Origin of the sequence: Prevotella sp. S7-1-8 (genome assembly GCF_000758925.1) — a bacterium.
Classification (GTDB): domain Bacteria; phylum Bacteroidota; class Bacteroidia; order Bacteroidales; family Bacteroidaceae; genus Prevotella.
Genome location: NZ_JRNC01000053.1, coordinates 1 through 19718, shown reverse-complemented (window position 1 = coordinate 19718; position 19718 = coordinate 1). Strand labels below are relative to the sequence as shown.

At 50.7% G+C, this 19718-nt stretch carries 18 protein-coding genes; 8 read left to right on the top strand and 10 right to left on the bottom strand.

Features of this window, described 5'->3' with window-relative positions:
- Positions 1 to 86: 86 nt before the first annotated feature.
- The 3 genes from HMPREF1640_RS09230 to HMPREF1640_RS09215 form a co-directional block, all read right to left on the bottom strand.
- Positions 87 to 1280: a zinc ribbon domain-containing protein gene (locus HMPREF1640_RS09230; protein WP_036894094.1), complete on the bottom strand. Its 1194-nt coding sequence runs from the start codon at positions 1278 to 1280 to the stop codon at positions 87 to 89.
- 59 nt (positions 1281 to 1339) lie between these two features.
- Positions 1340 to 2032, bottom strand: coding sequence for a glycoside hydrolase family 25 protein (locus tag HMPREF1640_RS09225; RefSeq protein ID WP_036894101.1), 693 nt, complete (start codon positions 2030 to 2032; stop codon positions 1340 to 1342).
- A gap of 593 nt (positions 2033 to 2625) precedes the next feature.
- On the bottom strand, positions 2626 to 3729 hold the full coding sequence (locus HMPREF1640_RS09215) for an Mrp/NBP35 family ATP-binding protein (protein ID WP_036894091.1): 1104 nt from the start codon (positions 3727 to 3729) through the stop codon (positions 2626 to 2628).
- Positions 3730 to 3944: 215 nt separating this feature from the next.
- Between HMPREF1640_RS09215 and HMPREF1640_RS09210 the strand changes: the two genes are divergently transcribed.
- The gene (locus HMPREF1640_RS09210; RefSeq protein WP_036894090.1) at positions 3945 to 6437 is read left to right on the top strand and encodes a glycosyl hydrolase 115 family protein; all 2493 of its coding nucleotides are present in this window, start codon (positions 3945 to 3947) and stop codon (positions 6435 to 6437) included.
- A gap of 169 nt (positions 6438 to 6606) precedes the next feature.
- On the opposite strand, the gene HMPREF1640_RS09205 is transcribed toward HMPREF1640_RS09210, so the two are convergent.
- The 6 genes from HMPREF1640_RS09205 to HMPREF1640_RS09180 are packed head-to-tail and all read right to left on the bottom strand — an operon-like array spanning position 6607 to position 11513.
- Positions 6607 to 7782, bottom strand: a complete 1176-nt coding sequence (locus HMPREF1640_RS09205; protein WP_036894089.1) for a DegT/DnrJ/EryC1/StrS aminotransferase family protein — start codon at positions 7780 to 7782, stop codon at positions 6607 to 6609.
- A gap of 16 nt (positions 7783 to 7798) precedes the next feature.
- Positions 7799 to 8755 (bottom strand): GNAT family N-acetyltransferase, encoded by a 957-nt coding sequence (locus tag HMPREF1640_RS09200; protein ID WP_036894088.1) that lies wholly within the window; start codon positions 8753 to 8755, stop codon positions 7799 to 7801.
- Between the two features lie 2 nt (positions 8756 to 8757).
- Positions 8758 to 9171, bottom strand: a complete 414-nt coding sequence (locus HMPREF1640_RS09195) for an FdtA/QdtA family cupin domain-containing protein (protein WP_036894087.1) — start codon at positions 9169 to 9171, stop codon at positions 8758 to 8760.
- Positions 9158 to 9490, bottom strand: a complete 333-nt coding sequence (locus tag HMPREF1640_RS09190) for a hypothetical protein (protein WP_036894086.1) — start codon at positions 9488 to 9490, stop codon at positions 9158 to 9160. The genes HMPREF1640_RS09195 and HMPREF1640_RS09190 overlap by 14 nt, the downstream gene beginning before the upstream one ends.
- A 35-nt stretch (positions 9491 to 9525) precedes the next feature.
- Positions 9526 to 10149, bottom strand: coding sequence for an AAA family ATPase (locus HMPREF1640_RS09185; protein WP_036894085.1), 624 nt, complete (start codon positions 10147 to 10149; stop codon positions 9526 to 9528).
- Positions 10146 to 11513: an MATE family efflux transporter gene (locus HMPREF1640_RS09180; RefSeq protein ID WP_036894083.1), complete on the bottom strand. Its 1368-nt coding sequence runs from the start codon at positions 11511 to 11513 to the stop codon at positions 10146 to 10148. Before HMPREF1640_RS09180 ends, HMPREF1640_RS09185 begins: the two co-directional genes overlap by 4 nt.
- Before the next feature lie 83 nt (positions 11514 to 11596).
- On the opposite strand from HMPREF1640_RS09180, the gene HMPREF1640_RS09175 reads away from it, so the two are divergent.
- From HMPREF1640_RS09175 to HMPREF1640_RS09140, 7 genes are all read left to right on the top strand, one after another.
- Entirely contained in the window at positions 11597 to 12991 is a 1395-nt protein-coding gene (locus HMPREF1640_RS09175) for a S8 family serine peptidase (RefSeq protein ID WP_036894082.1), read from the top strand.
- 88 nt (positions 12992 to 13079) lie between these two features.
- Positions 13080 to 14378, top strand: coding sequence for an exodeoxyribonuclease VII large subunit (xseA, locus tag HMPREF1640_RS09170; RefSeq protein WP_036894080.1), 1299 nt, complete (start codon positions 13080 to 13082; stop codon positions 14376 to 14378).
- 42 nt (positions 14379 to 14420) lie between these two features.
- A complete protein-coding gene (gene xseB / locus HMPREF1640_RS09165) occupies positions 14421 to 14612 on the top strand; it encodes an exodeoxyribonuclease VII small subunit (protein WP_036894078.1) in 192 nt (63 codons plus the stop codon).
- An 85-nt stretch (positions 14613 to 14697) separates the two neighbouring features.
- Complete coding sequence (locus HMPREF1640_RS09160; protein ID WP_036894076.1) at positions 14698 to 15714, top strand: branched-chain amino acid aminotransferase; 1017 nt, start codon at positions 14698 to 14700, stop codon at positions 15712 to 15714.
- Positions 15715 to 15967: 253 nt separating this feature from the next.
- Positions 15968 to 16738: a tRNA (guanosine(46)-N7)-methyltransferase TrmB gene (trmB, locus tag HMPREF1640_RS09155; RefSeq protein WP_036894074.1), complete on the top strand. Its 771-nt coding sequence runs from the start codon at positions 15968 to 15970 to the stop codon at positions 16736 to 16738.
- Positions 16739 to 17396: 658 nt separating this feature from the next.
- Complete coding sequence (locus HMPREF1640_RS09145; protein ID WP_036894098.1) at positions 17397 to 17708, top strand: T9SS type A sorting domain-containing protein; 312 nt, start codon at positions 17397 to 17399, stop codon at positions 17706 to 17708.
- Positions 17709 to 17723: 15 nt separating this feature from the next.
- A complete protein-coding gene (locus HMPREF1640_RS09140) occupies positions 17724 to 19295 on the top strand; it encodes a L,D-transpeptidase family protein (RefSeq protein ID WP_036894071.1) in 1572 nt (523 codons plus the stop codon).
- Here HMPREF1640_RS09140 and HMPREF1640_RS13740 read toward each other — a convergent pair.
- Positions 19186 to 19718 (bottom strand): BRO family protein (locus HMPREF1640_RS13740; protein WP_255327715.1); only part of this gene is annotated, 533 nt, incomplete at its 5' end. The two genes, HMPREF1640_RS09140 and HMPREF1640_RS13740, sit on opposite strands and share 110 nt — an antisense overlap.

Genomic DNA, 19718 nt, shown 5'->3' with positions numbered 1-19718 from the left:
CCGTCGCTATTGAGCGACGGCCGCCTGCGTTTGGGTTTGCTCATGGCGTGCCATTGGCGAGCGCGCCATGAACGTGTAAATTATGGTCATTCCAATATTTTGGTCATTGTCATGGCAGAGATGTAGCCATCGGGGTCGATGGTGGCCTTGATTCGGTAGCGCGCTTCTTTTTCTTTGTCCTTGTCCGTGCGCTCAATGCTTTGCAGGGCAGATACGCTCACAGTGTATTCGTAACGCTCGTCTCCTATTTCTTTCTTGTCAATCTTGTAGTCGTTGTTGAGGCGCCAGTTCATGTTGATGATGTCGTCTTTGTATATCTTGCGCATAAAGGTGAGCACGTCGGCCTTGGTAGCGTCTGTTTTGCCCAGGAAGTTTGTGAGCAATGGCGTGACGGCATCTTCCAAACCGCTCTCGTCTTGCGCGTTTACGCTTTGGAAAAACCTGCGCAAAGACCGTGTCACGATAGCCCTGTCTTCCTGCGTTACGGTTTTGGTCTTGATTTTTTTCAAGGCTGCGTTGGCTTCGTCCACATGCTCGCCGTTGGCATGTTGCGCCAAATAAAGCTGCACGGCCTCGAGCGTATTTTCGTTGGAGGCGTCCGCCCAGTCTATGGAGTCTATCTTGTGGCGCGCCTCTTGCGCGTGTTCCGAGTCTGGATGTTTGGCTAAATAGTCTTGCAGGGCGAACTTCGATCCGCTCACCAAGGCGTTGGACCAATCGCGGTCTTGCCGTTTCAAAAATTCCATTCGCGCCATTACCGAGTCACGATGCTCCTCGGGCGCGTCCAAATTGTTGTTCAGATAAGTTTGCAACACCAAGGGGTCGTCGCTTTTCATGGCGAAGGCATAGTCGTTCATCTCTTTTTCTTTCTTGCTGCTGTTGTAGAAGTAGAAGCACACGCCGCAAAGCGCCACGGCTATGATCAGGCTGATGATGACAGGCCCGGCGACGCTCTTTTTTCGTTTTTTTTGATGCTGCGCTGGGTTGGTGGATGTTGGGTGGTTTGTCGGGGGTACCGGTATTTGCACTGTTGGCGTGTCTGCCTGCCGGTTGTTTTCTTTTTTGTTTCTCGCCGGCTCGGCGGTGTTGTCATTGCTTATCTGAAAAGACAGGGGCGTATGGTGATGGCAATTGGGGCACGACTCCTGGTTGTTGAAATACACTTCGCCGCACTGTGCGCACTTGATGACCTTGCCCGCGATTTCCACGCCGCAGTTGGGGCACGTTGGTGCCTTGTCGCTGATTTGTCGTCCACATTCCGGACATTTAATAATAGCCATGTTGCCTTGTTTGTTTCTGTTGTTGTTTTTGGATTCGATTATATGTTGCCAGCATATTTTTATTTGTGCCTGAACCTGATGTCGCGCAGGTTGTAATCGCGCATAAACCTGCTTTTGTCCACGAAGCCGCTGATGCCGTCAAGCCGTCCCTTGCCGGTGTATTGCCACAGCATGAAGTCAAGGTCGTCTTTCAGCGCCGGCACTCGTTGGGTGTATTGAGCTATCATTACCTTGTAGCCGTGAAGCGCCCCTGACAAATAGCGATCGTAAAAATTGGCCCCGGTGTATATCAAGGGCTTTTGCTCGTATGTGCGCTCTATCAATTTGAGAAACGTGAACAACGAATCGCGAAAAGCGCTGACAGGAAGCCCGGACGTTGTTTCCACGTCTATCATTGGGATAAGGTCTTGGTCCATGGGGCGGCATTGCGCCCTGAAGTTATCCACTTGCGTCTTTTGGGGTGTCTTGGGTCTGTAAAAGTGATACGATCCTACTTTGAGGCCGTATCGGTGGGCCAAGTCGATGTTCATTTTGTATTTGGGATCTATGCGGTTGCCGCCCTCCGACGCTTTGAGATAAACGTAAGATACCTTGGCCTTGCCCACGGCTTCCCAAAACACCGTGCCTTGGTAGTGGCTCAAGTCTATGCCGTGAATATGTCTGCAAGTGTCTTCGCATTCCACGGTCGAGCTTTGGGCCATGGCCGTGACGTATAGCGTGACGCTGGCTATTACTGCAAAAATACGCTTCATGAATGCAAAGTTATAGAAAAGAATTAAGAAAAAAGCAAGCCGATTGAAAGTTTTATAATTATTTACAACATGTTTGTTCATGGTGGAAAATCATGATAAAAAAAGCGAACAAAACCCTCGTCGAGCCTCGTTTATTTGAAAAATCTTTTGTCCTCGCTCGAAATACGCCCAAAATCAAGCATGTTGCTATACCGTTAATAATCAATGAAATATGCGTTTTGTGGATGAGGTTGCGCAAATATCTTTGTATAATGGCTTTGCGTTTAAGCATTGATGGCAACGTGAAAAGACGCCAAACGTTTCGCGATTGAGCCTCAAAGCCTTCGTGATTAAACATTAATGGCGTTGCCATTGGTGCTTTAACGTGCTATGAACATGTTTCTCTTGGCAAATAAAGAATGTTTCATGCGGTTTTTTTGATGTTGTCATTGCTATTTTGGGTAGTTTTAAAGGCCTGTTTTTTATCATGAAATTTTTACTTTATTTCGCGCGGCACACGCTTGTATTAACATGCCCGAGCCAACTTTGCCAATATTTTCGGCAATGGTTTGGCCCGGGCATGAGCAAGCGCGGGAGGGGCGTTACGGGGTGGGTTAGCTTTTCTTCACCTCGACAACAGGTGTTTTGGGCTTGTCCTTGTTGCGCCTGTTGGTCACGGTGACCACGGCTTGCGCCAAGTTGATGAAAGCCTGCCCCGTGATGGTGTCAACGTTGAGAGCGGCGGGCGTGCCTTTGTCTCCGTTCTCGCAGATGCTCTGCACGATGGGTATTTGTGCCAACAGTGGGCATCCCATCTCCTTGGCCAAGTTCTTGCAGCCGTCCTTTCCGAAGATGTAATATTTGTTTTCCGGCAGTTCGGCGGGCGTGAACCATGCCATGTTTTCCACCAAGCCCAAAATGGGCACGTTCACCTTGTCGTTGGTATACATGTCTATGCCTTTGCGCGCGTCAGCCAAAGCTACGTTCTGGGGTGTTGACACGATGACCGCCCCTGTTATGGAGAGTGTCTGCAGGAGCGTGAGGTGTATGTCTGAAGTGCCTGGTGGCGTGTCGAGTATGAAGTAGTCCAGCTCGCCCCAGTTGGCGTCGGCAATGAGTTGCTTCAGCGCGGACGTTGCCATGGCGCCCCGCCAAAGGGTGGCCGTGTCTGGATTGACAAAGAAGCCGATGCTAAGCAACTTTACACCGTATTTCTGTACTGGCTCGATGAGTTGGCGCCCATCTTTCTCCACGGCGTAGGGCTTGGCGTCTTCCACGCCTAACATCTTGGGGATGGAGGGGCCGAAAATATCTGTGTCCAACAGGCCCACCTTGTAACCGAGCTTGGCTAATGAGATGGCGAGGTTGGCGGAGACGGTGCTTTTGCCCACGCCGCCTTTGCCACTGCTTACGGCAATGATATTCTTCACATTTGGCAACAGCTTGCTTACCTCGGGACGCGGGGCCGACTTGAACTCTGTCTTTATGCTCACCTCCACGTCTTGGCCCACATGGTAATGTATGGCGGCCTCGGCTGCTTTGAGTGTAGACTTGAGGAATGGGTCAGTCTCGCGTGGAAATATCAGCGTGAAAGTCACTTTGTTGCCGTTGACGCTCGGTGTGTCAGCCAGCATGTCACTCTCGATGAGGTTTTTCTTCGTACCGGCATAAATTACCGTGGAGAGTGCGTCTGTAATTAATTTTGGATATATTGTCATAGCTGTTTTGTATAACCGATGATGTTTGGCAAAAGTACCTAATATTTGCTTAAAACGCAAATAAAGCGCAAATAATTTCATGGTCATTTCTAAAATTATTATCTTTGTGAAACATGTATGCGCTCGTTTTGTTTGACAGGCCTGTCGGCTGTGGCTTGCTGGATGCCTATGGTGAGCTTAGGCATGGTGGCTAATGAGCTAAAATTAATCAAAAGATGAATATAAGATATTATGTGACAGCTCTTTTCTTGATTGCCTCGATGACAATACAAGCAGGCGAGTTGGTGTGGTATTCGGGGGGACACGTGGCTTATGCCGTCCAAAAACGGTATGGCACGGTGGTGCGAAAAGCCCTTCAAATGTTCGAGTCGGATATGCGCGCCGTGACGGGCAAGTCCGCTCGCCGCAAGGACAACGCCCGTATAGAAGTCTATCAGCTTGATATGGCTAATAACAAAGAGATGAAAGCTATAGACAAATATCGCGTTCCATACGCTAATTTTATAGTCAAGCCAGACGCCTTTTGGTTGGGTGTGCGTGATCGCAAGATAATTATTGTGGGTAGTAACGGCCGTGGAACAGCTTATGGCATACTCGAGTTGTCGAGATTGGCGGGTGTGTCGCCTTGGATATACTGGGGTGATGCGAGGCCTGAGCGCAAACATCGGCTCACGCTCGACGATCGATACGAAACAACGCAAAGCCCGTCTGTAGAGTTTCGTGGTGTGTTTGTCAACGGCGAGGACTGGTCGACACGTGTTTGGGACAAACGCAAAATAGACCCTCATTCGAGAACGGGCTTGTTAGGTCCTAACTATTATCATAAGCTCTGCGAACTTTTGTTGCGACTGCGTGGCAATGCCTTGTGGCCCGCTATGCACGAGGGGACGACCGCATTTTTTAAGGTGAGAGGAAACAAGGAGGTGGTCGACTCGTTCGATATCTATGTGGGTTCGTCCCATAGTGAGCCGATACTGCGTAATAATGTGGGCGAGTGGAACACGGAGAAGCGTGGCCCATACAACTTTATGAGCAATCGACATCAGGTGTTGAGCTATTGGCGGGAACGTGCCCGAGAAACATCTGGCATGGATGCGCTATATACTATAGGAATGAGGGGGACGCGCGATGACGCCATGGAGGACGCACGCACGCTTGAAGAGAAACGTAAAGCTTTGCAGGCGGTTATTGACGCGCAACGCGAGCTGCTTGCTGAGGAGGTGAACAGAGACCTTGCCAAAGTGCCGCAAGTGTTCATGCCATACAAGGATGTTTTAGAAATTTACGAGAATGGGCTAAGCGTGCCCGATGACGTGTGCCTGATGTGGAGCGATGACAACTATGGTTATATGACACGTTTGCCTAATCAATATCAGCAAAAAAGACGCGGCGGGTCGGGTGTGTATTACCACCTGAGCTATTGTGGACGGCCGCACGACTATTTGTGGCTTGCCACCACCCAGCCCGGACTGCTCTTTCACCAGATGAGACGTGCTTACGACCATGGCGCCCGCCGTCTGTGGATAGCCAATGTACACGACCCGAAGGTGGCGGCCTACCAGTTGAGCCTGTTCATGGATATGGCTTGGAACATAGACTGCGTGCGTGCCAATACGGTTCAAAAGCATTTGGAAAACTGGCTCGTACAGCAGTTTGGCAAGTCGGTCGGGCAAGAGTTGGTGCGGCCTATGACAGATTTTTATCGGTTGTGTGCTATTCGTAAACCCGAGTTTATGGGCTGGAGCCAAGTGGAAGTGGATCATAATACTTATAAAGATGGTTGCACACCGGTGAGAAACACTGATTTTAACGCAGAGGAGTTTGGCAATGAGTTGGAACGCTATTTGGCGGAATACGCAGAGGCGAAACGGCGTGTAGCCCATGCGGAGACGATGCTGAGACCCGAGCTTAAAGACGCTTTTTTTGCTGCGGTGAAATATCCTGTGTATTGCGCCGCCGCTATGGCGACCAAGCATTTGCAAGCCCAAGAGGCGCGCCTCATCGGGCGGCCGTCGAGCTTTCATGGGGATCGTGAGGCTTTGGAGTCGGCTGTCAGGAGTTGGAAGGCACATGAAGAGATCGTGAGGCTTACGGACTATTATAACAAGACGATGGCTGGCGGCAAATGGGATGGGTTGATGAGCAGGTCCCCGAGGGGGCTGCCTGTTTTCCAAGAACCCGTATTGCCCGACAATCTAACTTCTGATGAAATTAGGAAATACGGCGACGCTTCCCCCGCAAGGTCAAATCTGGCAACAGATGGATGCGTTGTTCGCAATGCGTGTGACTATTCCGCCTGTACAGTGGGCACACAGACGGTAGACATGTTGGGACACTCTATGAAAGCCGTTTCGGTGCCAAAAAATGGAAAAATATCGTTTAAATTTTATGCCAAAACTGGCCCTGCCAAACTCTATATGGCACTTATACCAACACAGCCAAGTGATAGCGGCGATTTGCGTTATGCCGTAAGCGTTGACGGCGCGGCGCCGATGGTGTTCTCGTTGAAAGAAAACTACGGGTCAGAGGGGTGGAAACAGAACGTGTTGCGTGGTCAGGCAATCAAGGCACAAGACATATATCTCACGGAGGGACAGCACACGCTTGAGCTCACGGCATTGGATGACCATATCGTGGTGGATCAATGGATGATAGACTATGATACCGATCGCCATTTCTACCTGTTTCCTGTGCGTGCGGCCATGTAGCCAATGCTGAAGGAATGAGGGCTTTCAACCTGTCATGGGAGAATTTAAGTCGGGGATGACAAAGGACTGAAGCGTTTTTCCGAATGGCTAAAATAAATAGAAAAAGCCATCTCGCTGACCTGTCGAGGGGTGCGCATGAGATGGCTTTTTCTTGTTGTGAGCCATTGGGTTATGTGGCTGGCTGGAAACTGTTGATGCTTTGACAAACCCAAGCCGCCTCCTCGTCAGTCATCGTGGGATTGCAAGGTATGCTGAGCTCTGATGCGTGTATGCGCTCGGTTATGGGCAGCGACAGGTGGTTCCATGCTTTGAAACAAGCCTGTTGGTGGGGTGGGATGGGGTAGTGTATCATCGTGTCAATGCCGCATGAGGCAAGATGGCGGCGCAAATGGTCGCGCTGGGCGCATAGCACGGGGAAGATATGGTACACGCAACGTTCGCCATGCGTGAGCCCGTTTGCGTCGACAGGTTTGGCGGCGGCCCATTGGTTTCGCCCCGGGAGCTCGATGGCCGCGTTGTTTATATTGGCGTAATAAAAGCTCGCGATAGCTTTTCGGCGGAGGTTGTCCGTATCGAGATACTTGAGCTTGACGCTTAGGACAGCTGCCTGAAGTTCGTCCAGCCTGCTGTTTTTGCCCTCGTAGCGAAACTCATACTTCTTGCTTGAGCCGTAATTGCCCATGGAGCGGACAATGCTCGCCAACTCTGTGTCGTTGGTTGTGATGGCCCCAGCATCGCCTAAAGCGCCAAGGTTTTTGCCCGGATAGAACGAGTGCGCGGCGGCGTCACCAATGGCGCCCGTGCGGAAAAGGTTGCCGTTGGCGTCTTTTTTGGGCGCGAAGCATCCGTGGGCCTGCGCGTTATCCTCAATGAGTTTGAGCTGACGCTCTTGGCAAATGGTCTCTATGCGGGGTGTCCAAGCGTTGCGACCATAGAGGTGCACTATCAAGATGGCTCGCGTGCGAGAGGTGATGGCTCGCTCTATGCGGCTCTCGTCTATTTGCAAGGTGTCAGGGTTTGGTTCCACCAAGACGGGTGTCAGCCTGTTCTCGGTGATGGAGAGTATTGAGGCTATGTAGGTGTTGGCCGGCACGATGACCTCGTCGCCTTCTTGCATCGCGCCCATCTCTTTGTAGGCGCGAAAGATAAGGGTGAGCGCGTCGAGACCATTTCCGCATCCAATGCAATGCCGCGTGCCTATGAAGGCGGCGTAGTCGCGCTCAAATGTGGCGTTGGCCTTGCCCTGAAGATACCAGCCCGAGCGCGCCACGCCGTCCACGGCGTTTACGATTTCGTCCATGTGCATGGCGGTGACACTCTTTAAAGAGAGGTAGGGAATGTTCATAATAGGTGATAAGTGATTAAAGTTGCCATTCGTACCAGTCGTAGCACACGGCGCGTGCGCCGAAGCCTTCTTTTTGGGCTATGAGCCCCTCGTTGAGCCATTGTCCATGATTCTCGGTGGAAATGCCAAAGTCGAAGAACGCGTCGTTGGCATGGTCGTTGGCAAGAATGGTTTTGAAAATAGCGTCAATGGCATGCAGCTGTTTGCCCTGAGAGTTGGCGGATATATACTGCGCGTGTGTTACGCGAGGTGTAATGAACAGAAGCACTCCTGCCAATACACGCTCGTCATGCTTGGCTACATACAGCTTGATATTGTCTGGGAACGCCGATCGTAACAGCGAAATTTCCTCGTAATTGTGCGTTGGGGTGGCGTTGTGTGCATGGAGAAGGTTCTCGGTGAGCACGTTCCAAAAACTTTTCAAGTCGGCTTCCGTGTCGCTTTGCTCCACGACGATGCCCTCTGCGTGCGCCTTGTTGGCTTTCCAGCGTCGGTCTCGTCGCCATTTCACGGGATGGGAAAGGCGGATGGCCGAACTGACATTGCGCTCGGCAAGACGGGCGTGGCACGTGTTGGTAAGTGCGAAGAGGTCTTCTTCTGATGGTATGCGGTGGTAAATCCACGGCGTGGGCTTGTAAACCACTCGACAAAAGCCTTGTTTACGCAACATACTTCCCATCTCCTCGAGCATCGTGCGCGCGTCCACGGCCGTGACCTTGTCGTCAGTGAGCAGGCCGCCATAGGTGAGTCCTTGGTGCGACCACAATGTGTCGCCCACGGCATTGGCTGGCAACAGGGCTCGAAGATGCCCTTTTGAGTGGAACATGAGAGAGTGGTCGGCGAACCGATCGGCATGATAGTCCATGTATCGGCGATTGAAAAGGAAAGTGCCTTGTCTCGAATGGGCTACAAAATCGTTCCACTCGTCGGCCAGACTCGGCTCGAATCGTACAATGTCAAAGTGGTTAGTCACGGCTATTTCTTGGACAGTTGTTGTTTGTATAGCTCAAACTCTGAGTACTCCCTGATGTAGTCGGCCTCGTCAAATGGGTCCTCGGCTATTGAGAGACACACTGCCCCGGACGAGAAATCGTCCAAGGTGCGCCACACGCCGGTCTCTATAAGCAATCCCTGATAAGGGTGGTTGAGAAGAAACGAGGTCTTGCGGTGAGTGTCGTCAAGCGTTACCGTGAACGCGCCGCTAACCGCGATGACGAGTGAGCGGCAATGCTTGTGCGCGTGGCCACCTCGGTGTTCGCCTCCGGGCACGTCGTAAGTCCAGTACACCCGGCTAATGTTGAAAGGGACGTCTTTGAGCTGTTCCACCACGGTGAGGTTGCCGCGTGGGTCTGTTATCTTGGGAAGCTCGATAATTTTACCTAATTCCATGAGCCAATTTGCGTTTGATAGTGGGTGAGAAAGACAGGCGCATCATCTGCCATTCAGGTGTGATAGTTATCTTTCTCAAGTCTTTTTCTATGATGGTAAGAACGTTTTGGGGCGTTATCTTGTATTTGGTCGCAATGTCATCGGGCGTTTGTTTGGGTTTGCCAAAAATGCCGAAGTAAGCGCAAATGATATCTTTGTCCACCTCGCCAAGCATGGTAATCAGGATATCCATGTTGGCTTTGTCATGCTCGCTGACCAATAACGTCGTGTCAGTCATCAACGAGAGGTAATCACTCACTTGTTTAGCGTATGTGTCCATGGTGTGTCTCTTGTGGATATGGGTATGCCGCTTGCTTACAAATCAAATCGCTGGCGGATAAACTGGGCGATGAATTTTTCCGTCTCGTCAATGCCGAGGATGGACGAGTTGACGCACAAATCGTAGCTTTCAGAGTGTCCCCATCGTTTGCCGGTGTAGTAATTGTAGTATGACGATCGACTTTCTTCCTCGCCCTTGATCGCTTTTCTTGCGTTGGAGCGGTCGCAATTGAGCCGTTTGCATACACGTTGGATACGTTGGTCCATGTTCGCCGTGATGAAAACGCTTACCGTGTTTTTGTAGTCGCGCAGCACGTAGTCGGCCGTTCTGCCCACGAAAACGCAGCTGCCTTCATCCGCGGCCTTGCGTATGGCGTTGCTCTGGAAGAGGTAAAGGTTTTCCTGCGAGAAGTCGTTTTTGTAGAAATTGTTCTCCCCCATTAAAGGCACTTGGATATGAAACATTGATTTATAGAAGCCCTTTTTTTCATCGTTCTGCTCAAAAAACTTCTCGCTGAAGCCACTTTCCTTAGCTGCAAGGTTGAGCAATTCCTTGTCATAGAAAGCGCAACCGAACTCTTCAGCCAGACTTTTGGCGATAATGTGTCCGCCCGATCCTATTTGACGGCCAATGTTAATGATAATCTTTGGACTGCTCATGGTTTTTGTTGTATTTGTCTCTTGAATTTTTTCATGTACACTTGCATGATTATCGCTGCGACGATGGCTGCCGTAAGATCAGATGCCGGAAGTGAATACCACACGCCATCCACCCCCAAAAACAGTGGTAGTATGGCTAATAGCGGCAGTAAAAACAACAGTTGGCGCGATAAAGAAAGAAAGATACTGATCTGCACTTTCCCGATACACTGAAAGAAATTGGTAACTACCATTTGAAACCCGATAATTGGAAATAGTAGCATGTTGATGCGAATGGCATGGATGGACATGGCTATCAACGTCGCGTCGGTGGTAAACATGCGGGCGCAATAATAGGGCAGGAACATCGCGATGAGCCATCCCACGGTCATGATGCATGTCGCCGCGATAATGGAAAGTTTCAAAACCTCCATCAGTCGGTCTATTTGCTGACTGCCGTAATTGTAGCCAGCTATCGGCTGCATGCCTTGGTTCACACCCATGACAAACATCACGAACATGGTTCCGATGGCGTTCGCTATGCCGTAAGAGCCTACAGTAAGGTCTCCGCCGTACTTCACGAACTGATTGTTCATAAAAATAACGATAACGCAGGCGCATGCGTTCATCAAAAATGGGGATATGCCGATACCTACAATGTTCTTCACGAGGGTGGCTCTCAAACGATAAATACCTCGTCTGAAATGCAAAATCTCTTTCTTGTTGGCGAATAATTTAAGCTGGTAAACCATGGCTATGGCCTGTGATATGACGGTGGCCAAGGCCGCCCCGCGTATACCCCACCCAAGCCACATGATAAAAACGAGCACCAATATGATGTTCATCACCACTGTAAATATCGTGGCGTACATGGCTTGTCGAGGTTTGCCAGCTGCTCTCAAGGCGGCATTCATGCCAAAATACATGTGCGTTATCATGGTGCCGGCCATAATAACTTGCATAAAATCTCGTGCATACGGAATGGTTTGTTCACTTGCTCCAAAAAAATAGAGTATGGGGTCGAGTAGCCACAAGCAGATCGCCGCCAATGCAAAACCCACAATAAGGTTCAGCGTCACGGTGTTGCCCAACAGGTTTACAGCTGTATGATAGTCGCGTTGGCCTAATTTTACAGAGATGGCCGTAGACGCGCCCACGCCCACGGCGGCTCCAAACGCACCCGATAGGTTCATGAAAGGAAACGTGATGGCAAGCCCGGAGATGGCCATTGGGCCTACCACTTGGCCAATGACCGCTCGGTCAATAATGTTGTATAGGGACGAGGCGGTCATCGCTATGATGGCGGGTAGGGCGTATTGCATGAGCAAAGGGCCTACTGGCTTGGTACCCAATTCCAATGTGTTCGACATTGTTTTTTTCTCCATAGGTTAATTGCAAAAGTACTAAAAAGTTTTGGAGTTCTGCTAATTTACGGTTACTTTTGCAAAAAACATAAAGAAAAATCTTGATGAAAAAAATATTTTTCCTTACTCTTCTCGTTTTTGGCGTTATGGCCGTTTCGGCTAAATCCAACAAAAAAATAGCCTATCCCGGTGGTCATTTCAATATCTTCAGGGTAGAGCTTAAAGACAAAATAGGCTCCGCTTACACGTTAAAAAAGCCCGAAAAATTTTTATCCGCCAAGGCTTTGCGTCGTAGAGCCAAACAGGGTTTGCCCGTAGACTCCACAGATTTGCCGTTGTCCGCCACATATCTCAAACGTCTTCGAAAGGCCGGCTTGCAGGTTATCGGCGGCAGCAAATGGAACAACACTGTGCTCATCAAGTCGACCGAGAGCAGCCTTGCGCCCCAATTGGCCGAGCTTGACTTCGTGACTCACTGTACGAAGGTATTTACCGCGCCCGATTCCATCTATCCCACCAAGCCCGATTCCATTGTGGCTGACACCTTGGCCCAACGTATGCTCAAGACCCATCGCTATGGACGGGGATTGCACCAGATAAAAATGCTCAACGGCTTGAAGCTCCATGAAGCTGGCTTTCGTGGCGACGGCATGCTCATAGCCATCGTCGACGGTGGCTTTATGAATGTTAACCGTATAGGTTATTTCAAGAATGTGAACATCATTGGGCAGCGCGACTTCGCCTATCCCTACACGGCCAACCTCTACGATCTGCCTGATCATGGCACCATGGTGCTCTCGGATATTGGCGCCAACGTCGACAGCCTGTTTGTTGGCACAGCTCCCCACGCTTCGTTCTTGTTGCTCAGGAGCGAGGATGGCGACCATGAGAGCTTGGTAGAAGAGGACTATTGGGCGCAAGCTGTGGAATACGCCGACTCCGTCGGGGTCGATGTCATCAACTCTTCACTCGGTTACAGCAAGTTTGACGACAAGTCCACCAATCACAAATATCGCGAGCAGGACGGCAAGACCACGCTCATCTCTCGCACCGCCTCAATGGTTGCGGGTAAGGGAATGATACTTGTCAACAGCGCGGGCAATGAGGGTTCTCGACCATGGAAGCGCACCAATTGTCCCGCTGACGCCACGAACATTCTCGCGGTGGCAGCCCTTACGGCCGATAGCGTCAATGCTAATTTCAGCTCCGTGGGGCCTTCCTTTGATGGCCGCGTTAAGCCAGATGTGGGCGCGCAGGGTTATAAGTCAACGGTTATCGATGGCTCCGGAGTCATTGGTACGGCCAACGGCACTTCTTTTGCCGCTCCCATTACCTGTGGAATGGTCACTTGTTTGTGGCAGGCGTTGCCCCACAAGACGGCTGTGGAAATCATGGACCTCGTGCGTCGGTCGGCCGACAGGGCTTCTTATCCAGACAATGTTTACGGCTATGGCGTCCCTGATTATTGGAAAGCCTATTTGATGGGCAAGGACAAATGATTTTTACGACGGTTCGTCGACTGACTCCGACTGTATTTACAGTCACTTGATATAATACTCACCACACTTTTTTATATATGGGCTTGACATGCGGAAGACCTCGCTTACACTATTTGAGCTGAACTCGCTCGTGCACGACGCGCTCGAAACCACGCTCGACAGCCCGTTCTGGGTGGAGGCGGAGCTGTCAGAGGCGCGCGAGGTTCGTGGGCACTGCTACATGGAATTGGTTCAGAAAGATATTTTTTCGGCAACACCAATAGCCCGCGCTTCTGCCAAGTGCTGGAAGCAAAGGTGGCAAGTGTTGCGCCCCAAATTTGAGGGTGTCGCGGGCCAGCCGCTCCGCGCTGGCATGAAAGTGATGTTGCAAGTGGCGGCGAGTTTTCATGAGGCCTACGGCTTCGCGTGGATTGTGCAAGACATAGACCCCACCTATACCATAGGCGACATGGCGCGCAAGCGGTTGGAGATTATACGCCAACTGCGGCAAGAGGGAGTTTTTGACATGCAGAAAGAACTCTCCATCCCAATGTTCGCACAGCGCGTGGCGGTCATATCCAGTGAGAGCGCGGCGGGCTATGGCGACTTCCGCAGTCAGCTTTCGAACAATGATTACGGCTTCAAGTTCTATCCCCGGCTGTTCGCTGCGGTCATGCAAGGCGAGCGTGTGGAGCAAAGTGTCGTGGCCGCTCTCAACGAGATTAATCGTCACGTTGATGATTTCGATGTAGTGGTCATCATCCGTGGAGGTGGTGCCACAGCCGACCTTAGTGGTTTTGACACCCTCGAGCTGGCCGAGAACGTGGCCAATTTCCCATTGCCCATCATCACCGGCATAGGCCATGAGCGCGACGAGAGCGTTCTCGACATGGTGTCAAACACCCACGTAAAAACTCCCACGGCCGCCGCCGCGGTCCTTGTCGACAATTTGGTGGCGGCGCTGTCTTGTATCAACGATTGCGAGCGTCGCGTTGCCACGCGCGTCAAACAGGTCATGGACAGGGAGTGTGGTCGCCTTGACCGGTCCGCCGAGCGCGTGCCCATGCTTTTCTCCTTGGTCAAAACTCGCCAAGAGGCGCGCCTCGATCGGCTTTTGGCCCGAATGGTCGCGCTTGTCAATCACAATGTCTCGACGGCGGGCCACCGGTTGCAATTGGCCTCGGCCAATCTCCTCCCATTGGTGGAGCGACGCTTGGAGCGAGCCAACAACGAGCTTGGCCGCTTGGAGTTTCGGGTCAAGGCGCTCGACCCACAGCTCGTCCTGCGCCGTGGTTACAGCATCACCTTGCTCGGCAACAAAGCCGTGCGCCATGCCGGCCAGCTCAAGCGCGGAGACCATATCGTGACGCGTCTGGAGAGCGGCAGTGTCAAGTCGGTGGTGGAATAGCTTTCGATTTTATGAACATATCCTTTAAAACAACGAAATATTATGGCTAACGAACCCAAATATGAAGATGCCATCAAGCAATTGGAGAGCATTGTGGAGAAATTGGAAAACAACGAGTTGGACATAGACGAGCTGTCAAGGCAACTCAAAACCGCCCAACGACTCATCAAACTTTGCAAAGACAGGCTCACCAAAACCGACGCCGAGATACAAAAAATACTGTCGGCCGATTAAAATAAACTTTTTTGATGGCGACGCGTCATTATATTTTGTACTTTTGTGATAATACCACTGTAAACAATAATAAAATTAATTCGTTATGAAACAATTGGATTGGGGCACCCTGTCTTTCGGCTATTTGAAAACCGATTACAACGTGCGCTGTTATTATAGAGACGGCAAATGGGGCGAGATAGAGGTCTCGTCTGACGAATATATCAACATCCACATGGCCGCCACATGTTTGCACTATGGCCAAGAAGCTTTCGAGGGGCTGAAGGCCTATCGGTGCCCGGATGGCAAGGTGCGAGTGTTCAGGATGGAAGAGAACGCCGCTCGCCTGCAACGCACGTGTCGCGGAATTATGATGCCCGAGGTCTCCACGGAGCTGTTCGGGCGGATGGTCAGGCAGGTGGTACGGCTCAACCAAGCCTACATACCACCTTATGAGAGTGGCGCCACGCTTTATATCCGTCCGTTGCTCATCGGCACGAGCGCGCAGGTTGGGGTGCATCCGGCCAGGGAGTATTGCTTCGTGATATTCGTGTCGCCCGTTGGGCCTTATTTCAAGGGCGGTTTCTCGAGCAACCCATACGTCATCGTGCGCGACTATGACCGTGCCGCTCCGCTTGGCACTGGCACGTTCAAGGTAGGCGGCAACTACGCGGCTTCGCTCAAAGCTAACTCTATCGCGCATTCCAAAGGCTATGTCAGCGAGTTCTATCTCGATTCAAAAGAAAAAAAATACGTCGACGAATGTGGCGCGGCCAACTTCTTTGGCATCAAGGACAACACTTATGTCACGCCGAAATCGACCTCCATCCTGCCTTCCATCACTAACAAAAGTCTCATGCGGATAGCGGAGGATCTCGGCATGAAAGTGGAGCGCAGGCCCATCCCCGAGGACGAACTTGAAACCTTCGAGGAGGCGGGGGCTTGTGGCACGGCGGCTGTCATCTCGCCCATTTCCTATTTGGACGACATGGACACGGGCAAGCGTTACAACTTCGGCGACAAGCCTGGCCCTTGGTCCAAGAAACTCTACGACACGCTTCGAGGCATCCAATATGGCACCATCGAGGACAAACATGGCTGGACCACCGTCGTGATAGAATAGGTAAGACGCTTAAAACATGACTCCCGCTCGATCTTTCGAGCGGGATTTTTTTGGCCTGCCGCCGCGCGCTCATCGCCTCGCCAAGTTGGTGACGCATGGGCGTGATGGTCGGCGTGTGCGTATTTCTTGGCGCGTTGGAGTGGGGCGCGGCATCCGTGGCGCGCGCCAATCATGGCCCTCGTGTCGCTTTTTTCGTGCCCATCAGGGCCGAAAGCGACTATTTTGTTGTATCTTTGCAACCAAAACAAGCGTTATGGGAAAAGGAAAATTAGCCAAGTTCGCGGAGATGAAAGAGATGAGAAACGTCTTCGAGTATCCACATTCGGTCATCGAGCGCGTGCCCTTTGACATGCAAGGGCGATGGCGCGAGGCCTATTTTCATAACGACAACCCCATCGTGTTAGAGTTGGGTTGCGGCAAGGGGGAATACACCGTGGGCTTGGGCAGGCTCTATCCAGACATCAATTTCATCGGCGTGGATATAAAAGGGGCGCGCATGTGGACAGGCGCCAAGCAGGCTTTGCGACTTGGCTTGCCCAACGTGGCGTTCCTTCGCACCAACATTGAGATTATAGATCGTTTTTTCTCGGCTGGCGAGGTGGGGCAAATTTGGCTCACATTCTCTGACCCGCAGATGAAAAACGCGCGCAAACGCCTCTCTTCCACTTACTTCATGGAACGCTATCGCCGTTTTTTGGTGGATGGAGGACTTATACATCTCAAGACCGACTCCAACTTCCTTTTCACCTACACCAAGTGCATGGTGGAAAAAAACCACTTGCCAACCGACTTCCGCACCGCCGATCTCTATCATGACACGCCCCAAAAACTCGTGGGAGATCCTATTCTCGACATTCAGACTTATTATGAGCGTATGTGGATTGAGCGTGGGCTTGACATCAAGTACATCCGTTTCCGTTTGCCCCATGATGGCGCGTTGGAAGAGCCTGATGTTGAAATTCCGTTGGACGAATACCGTAGTTACCGCCGAGACAAACGCAGCGGCCTTGAAACCTCCAAATAAATTGGCGTGACAACGGCGCGTTTTTACAATTGCCAGTCGTGCCGTTTTCCCATACTTTTTGCACTGCAATGTTTCATGGCATGTCCAGCGCATGTTAAAATAATGTCACGAAAAACAGGGGTGTCCAAATTGTTGTTTTAGCGTGCCAATTGTTGGTGTTTGCCCATGATTTTTTAATTTTCTGTTTATATTTTTCATTTTTCGTTGCCATAGCTGTTGGTTCGCGTCGTGTTTAGGGCGTAATGGCAAGCTGTTTGGTGATTATTCACGGCGTGTATAGGGTTTAATCCTGCCACGATTGGTATCTGATGGCAACGCTGTAAGTGTCAATTTTTCGACAAAATATTTAGAGAAAGATATATGTGCTTGGCTTGCAATAGGTTGCGAACGCTCTGCGTTTTCGCGCTGTTTTTGGCCGGACATGTGCTCGCTCGCGAATAATCGACGTGTGCAAGGTGTTTTGTCATCTATTTTCATGTATGGAAAGAGCGTGGCTATGATGGTTTGCCGGATGGGCCTAGACAATTTGAAGAAATGTTTTGATTGTTTTGTCAAGTCGTTAAACAATCTTAATTAGGCAATAAAAAAGAATGCCAAAGCAATAATTGCGGATAAAATATATTATCTTTGCACAAACCGTAAGATGGTAATTTTGCGTATGTGTAAAAGGCTTCTTTCCTGTTTCCTGATGGTTTTTATGCTGACGAGCGTCCCTATGACGTCGTCGGCGACGTCCGCTGTTGAAATTGTCGACAACGATTTTCAGGCTGTTGCCATTTCTGTCAACTCCGAATCCGTGTTGCGAGTAACGGGAGCGGCAGGCGAGACTCTGTACATTTACAATGTCACTGGCGTTAGAGTGATGAGCGTCAAGGTGGATGGGGCTGACAAGAGCTATAACCTAAACTTGCCTAAAGGTTGTTATATCGTGAAAGTTGGCAAGATGGTACGCAAAATTTCTATCAGATAAGAATCTTTTTCCCCCTTGAAACAATGTAGCGTTTCGCTCCTTATAGTTTTCGCGTCACTGTTGCTGGTGTCGTGCCATGATAAGAAGGCTAACATTAACGGCAATCTATCAATAGCCGATTATGCCGCGCTTGACACTTCGTTGTACAGGCTCAGCAATGAGAAAATACGCCAGCATATAGACCAAATGGCCAAATGGGACGACGACTCGATGGCTGCTGACTATCGTACGCGTAGCTATTATGGCAACAGAAATCCACTCGTTTGGATAGACAGGCGTGGGTTGGACCATCGCGCTGACAGTTTGCTGAACGGTCTTCGAGCTGTGGTGGACATGGGGTTCGGCGCGAAAAAATTCAGGTTGGCGCGTATCGCCGACGACATTAGGCGTTTCAGGGAGCTGGATTTTGACAGTGGAGACAATCAAATTAACAAGGTAGCGGGCAGGTTGGAATATAATTTGACCAAGGCTTATCTGCGCTATGTGGCTGGCCAGCGTTTTGGTTTTTTCAATCCCATGTACGCTTTTAACCATTTGGACAAACTTGCCACGGACGATGAGCGCGCGGCTTTTCGCACGCTTTTCGATATCAAGGTAGAGCGTGCGGGACGTGAATTTTACAACAAAGCCTTGGACAAGGTTCGCGAGGATAGCGTGGCCGAATACATGCGCGAGGTAGAAACGAAAAGTGTTTTTTATCGACAGCTGAAACGTATGTTGCGCGATGGTCATGTCAGCAAGGCCGAACGCGTCAAAATATTGGTGAACATGGAGCGTTGCCGGTGGCGTATGCCCGACACGCCAGAATCTCATGAGAAATACGTGTTGGTAAATATACCGTCTTATCATCTGCTGGCTGTTGACGGAAAAAAATGGCTCACTATGCGCACGGCCTTTGGGGCCAACGGCAGTAAGACACCGCAAATGATAAGTAGCGTGACGCACGTCAACATCAATCCGCAATGGGTCATGCCTCGAAGCATTGTGCGAAAGACGGTAGCTCGGCACGCGGGCGACTCGGCTTATTTTGCCCAGCGTCGCTATTTTGTCATTGAGCGATCCACGGGACAAAAGGTAAGCCCGCGCAAGGTAACCGCCGGCATGCTTTTGAGTGGGCGGTACGCGGTGGTGCAGAGAGGCGGCCAGGGTAACGCTATGGGCCGAATGGTGTTCAGGTTCAGGAACAATTTTTCCATATATCTGCATGACACTTCGTCGCGAAGTGTGTTTGACCAAAAACAACGCGACGTGAGCCATGGTTGCGTTCGGGTTGAAAAACCGTTCGAGCTGACAGTCTTTTTGCTTGATGACAAAGACGACCGACTGATAGAAAAAATAAAATATTCTATTAACGCCGATGTCTCGCCTGTCAATGTAAGCAAAAGAGATATGACCGATAACATGAGGGCCGTGGCCGACACGCTTGACATGAAGAAGTTGGTGACGCGGGTTGGCGTTAAACCACCGGTGCCTATTTTCATCTTATATTATACGATGTATCCGGGCACAAGCGGTTTGGTCGAATCGTTTGATGATGTTTACGGTTTTGACGACGTGATATATCGACATTTGAGAAATTATCTTTAAACGGCAAATCAATATAAAAGACGTGAGAACCGTTGGCGACAAAAAGGTGGTTGACTTGCTCGCGGATGCAGAACGACGGCGAGAATGCTTTTCGCGGGTAGTGACGAGATACGTCGAGCCTCCGTTTCCTGATGGTAGCTTCGCCAATGCGTAACACCGCCGCCATAATTTCCTCGTCCGTCATCCGTGTGCTGGCGGCGATGTAGCCACCCGTCTTGCGAATGGTGGGCAGCACCTCATCGCACACCCAGTCTTGAAACGGCTCTGCCTGTGGTTTGTCCGAGCGCATGATCACCTTATAGAGGTTTTGCTCGGAGATGAATATCATGTCTACTTTCTGAATGGCTGGTGTCCCGTCTTTCTTTGTCCCGGTCTGCACCCCTACTTCGATTGAATCTACCCCGGGGGCCTTCAATCTTTTTT